This is a genomic window from Paracoccus sp. IB05 (assembly GCF_016405985.1).
In the GTDB taxonomy this organism is placed as follows: domain Bacteria; phylum Pseudomonadota; class Alphaproteobacteria; order Rhodobacterales; family Rhodobacteraceae; genus Pseudogemmobacter.
The window spans coordinates 1-3,435 of the sequence record NZ_JAEFCF010000082.1; the positions used below are offsets into that span (position 1 = coordinate 1).

A 3,435-nucleotide genomic window follows, 5' to 3' on the forward strand; every position below is an offset into this window, starting at 1 on the left:
TTCGAGGCATCGATTATGTGGACAGGATGCCGACGGTGGCGTTTTGCCCTATGCTGGCTGTTACGACTTGCAAAATCACCGAGGCGCAGATGTTCAAACTGAGAAGCGCCGACGGTGGCGCGACCATTCTTGTGACAGATATGGACGGCAACGCAGTCGACCCGATCTGCAGTTTTGTCGGCTATCTGGGGGCGAAGGCGTATTCGCCGAACACCGCCCTCGCCTATGCACGCGACCTCATTCATCTCTGGACCTTTCTCTCAACCCAAGGAATTCACTGGACCTCCTTCTCCCCCGAACTCTCGGCTGCATTCCTCGAGTACCTCCGGTCGGTACACGCCAACCGCAAGCGCCGGGATACTTCGATCAGACTCGTGGTGAGCGAGGGGGCTGCCGTTCGGCAGGGCCTTTCAGCCGCCACGATCAATCGCATCCTCGTGGCGGTCGACGCCTTCTATCGCTGGGCGATTTTCACAGGAGCCTTCAGCGGGCCAAACCCCATAGTCAGAAAGCAGGACCGGACTTCATGGCGGGTGAGCGACCGACACAAACCTTTTCTGGCTGGTATTTCGCGGCATAAGCCTGAGATCCGAGAACTGCGCCTGAAAACCGTGCAGCGGCTCCCCCGACCTATGAGCCAACATCAAGTTGAAGGCTTGCTGGCCGCCGCCCGCAATCTCCGCGATCGCAGTCTGATCTTGCTCATGTTGAACGGTGGCCTGCGCCCGGGGGAGGTCCTTGGATTGCAGCTCACCGATGTAAGCTACGGGCGTCGTCGCATCTTTGTCCGCTGCCGCGACGATCATCCAAAGGGCGCACGATCAAAGTCCCGCGTCGAGCGCGTCGTCGATTTGCACGATGGCGAGACCCTGGAAACACTGAACACTTACGTCATGCATGAACGGCCTCACGATGCTGAAGCGCCGTTCGTTTTCCTCGTGGGCGGGGGTGGCGTAAATCGTAGGGACCCATTGTCCTACTCTGCACTGGCCCGTCTGTTTGCCCGTGCCTGCGACCGCGCCGGGATCCGAGAACAATGGATGACCCCCCACGCACTCCGCCACACCCACGCGACCCGCATGTGGGAGGCGGGGATGCGAGAGCTGACCCTGCAGAAGCGCTTGGGCCATGCATCCCCGGAATCGACGAGGATTTATACGAGGGTCTCCGATGCCGTGGTCGTCACCGAATACCGGCAAGCCCTCGGTCTTGATCGCCCGATACGGGGTGAAGACGGAGATGAGCCATGAAGCAGATTTCTCATGAATCAGAGACCTGTCATCCCCGCCCCTTCAAACATGCGGACGAAGCCGACTATGCGGCTTTTCTGGCGCGGATTCCGATGGACGACAGTTTTCGCCGCAAACGGCTGTTCTACCGATCCATATTCATCGAGAGCTGGCCGGATATCAACGACTGGTTCTCCGCCACCCTGCCGATCAGGATTGGCCGCCTGAGCGGTGACAAGCAGGCGCACCCGACGTACCCGGTCAGTTTTCGGGCACGCAGTTACCTGTACTACGCCGCCATGACTGACTGCATCCGGCTAGACTATGACTTTCTGTTCGCCGTCGGGAACATGCGCGTTGCTGAGACGATGGCCCCACTGAACGCCTATGCCGGGCTGGACCGGTTGGTCGAGGACAGCGAGCGGATTGGCTATTCCGCAGCCAGCATGCGGGCGTCGCTTCACGTCATCCTGCCTCGGATCGCCATGCACACCGGCATCCGATCCTTCGATGATCTCCGACAGCGCCACCTTGACGAGATGATGGCCGGTGTCGAAGCGTTCGCGGCGCGCAGCGACACCCACTTGTTCCGAAAGGAAGAGGAGGACTTCCCAACCGGCTTTCTGCGCGGTTGGCACAACCAGGCCCGGCGGCTGCAGCTTCTCCTCTTCCACAACGGAAATGATGTTGTCCGCCCACAGATCATACAGGACAAGCGCAAACCGATCCCATCGCCTCGGCCCGATCTTCAGGACTGGGCGGATCGCTGGGTCGCGAAGAAGCAGCCGACCTTGGCGCGCGCGACGGTCGATCATCTGGCCGCGTCGATACGCCACTTCGTCACTTACGTTGCGGGACTGCAATCCAAGGTTAAGACCTTTGCGGACATCACGCCCGACATCTTCAACGATTACCTGCGCCACTTGCAGTTCGACATCGCGCCTCGTACCGGCGCGCCACTGTCCATTACAGCCCGTCGCGCGCGAGCAGGTACCGTTGCCAAATTTCTCGCGGACGGCGCAGCTTGGGATTGGCCGAACTTCCCCACACGCCCGCTCCTCGACCCAAGTGACTTGCCGAAACTGGCGCAACGCGTGCCGCGGTTCATACCCGACGATCAACTTTCGCGTCTGATGGAGCACCTTCCGAAGATCGAATGTGCGTTCCAGCGTGCAGCACTTCTGGTTGCGCGCTGGTCAGGGGCAAGAAGGGGAGAGATCGTCCGGCTCCGCCTGGACTGTCTGGATCGCTATCCCGATGGCACCTATCGCCTACGAATTCCTGCAGGAAAGACGATGCGGGAGCGCCTTGTTCCGCTCCACGATGACGCTGCCACAGCATTGAACCAGGTGATCAAGAACCGTTTGGAGGCCAATGACCGACCGATCAGGGACGATAGGACTGGCGAGATCGTCCGATATGTCTTCTATCGGCGCGGCGGGCGGATTTCACCAGATTACTTGATGCAGGCTCCCCTGAACCAGCTCTGCACGCTGGCCGGGCTTATCGATCATGACGGCAAGCCCACAGTCAGCACTCACCGGTTTCGGCATACCGTAGGCACACAACTGGCCGAGCGCGGGGCGAAACTGCACACGATCATGAGCGTTCTTGGTCATCAGACCCCTCATATGTCGATGGTCTACGCCAGGATCAGCGACACCGAAGTGCTGCGCGATTACCGCAGCGTCCTGGGACCCGGCGAAATGATTGCGGGCCCGGGCGCAGAGGTGATCCGCGCAGGCAAGCTGTCGTGCTCGGCGATCGACTGGCTGAAGTCGAACTTCATCAAGACAGAACTCGAACTAGGCCACTGTCTTCGCCTGCCCTCAGAGGGGCCATGCGAATGCGACCTGTATCTCAGCTGCGCAAAATTCGTGACCAGTAAGGCCTATGCTGGTCGGCTTCGAGACCGGAGAAAACTCGAAATAGCGCTTGCAGACGATGCCAGAGAACGGGGCTGGTCGCGAGAAGTCGAACGGCACAACGGCATCGCAAAACGCATCGAAAGGCTCTTGGTAGACCTGGATGAACCAATTGAAGGATGAACTCTGCGGTGATCCCGCGATAGACCACAGGGACCTCCCCGCCGTCCGCACCGCCAGCGCTTTGATCCGCGCAGTGCGGACGGCGGGGCCCCTCCTATGGACTATCGCTACCCTAAGCGCCAAGAAAGCGCTTGCCTGTCCAGATAACATCTAACCAG

2 protein-coding genes are annotated in these 3,435 nt (G+C 60.0%); both read left to right on the forward strand.

Annotated features, from left to right (window positions below; translation table 11 throughout):
* A partial coding sequence (locus JC607_RS25030) for a tyrosine-type recombinase/integrase (RefSeq protein ID WP_370584958.1) occupies positions 1-1,250 on the forward strand: 1,250 nt, incomplete at its 5' end.
* Positions 1,247-3,277 (forward strand): tyrosine-type recombinase/integrase, encoded by a 2,031-nt coding sequence (locus JC607_RS25035; RefSeq protein WP_198839421.1) that lies wholly within the window; start codon positions 1,247-1,249, stop codon positions 3,275-3,277. The genes JC607_RS25030 and JC607_RS25035, both read left to right, overlap by 4 nt.
* The last annotated feature ends 158 nt before the right edge of the window (positions 3,278-3,435 follow it).

What these genes read in the sequence shown, in the direction of transcription:
- JC607_RS25035 (WP_198839421.1), top strand. Translation starts at nt 1,247, where the DNA reads ATGAAGCAGATTTCTCATGAATCAGAGACCTGTCATCCCCGCCCCTTC.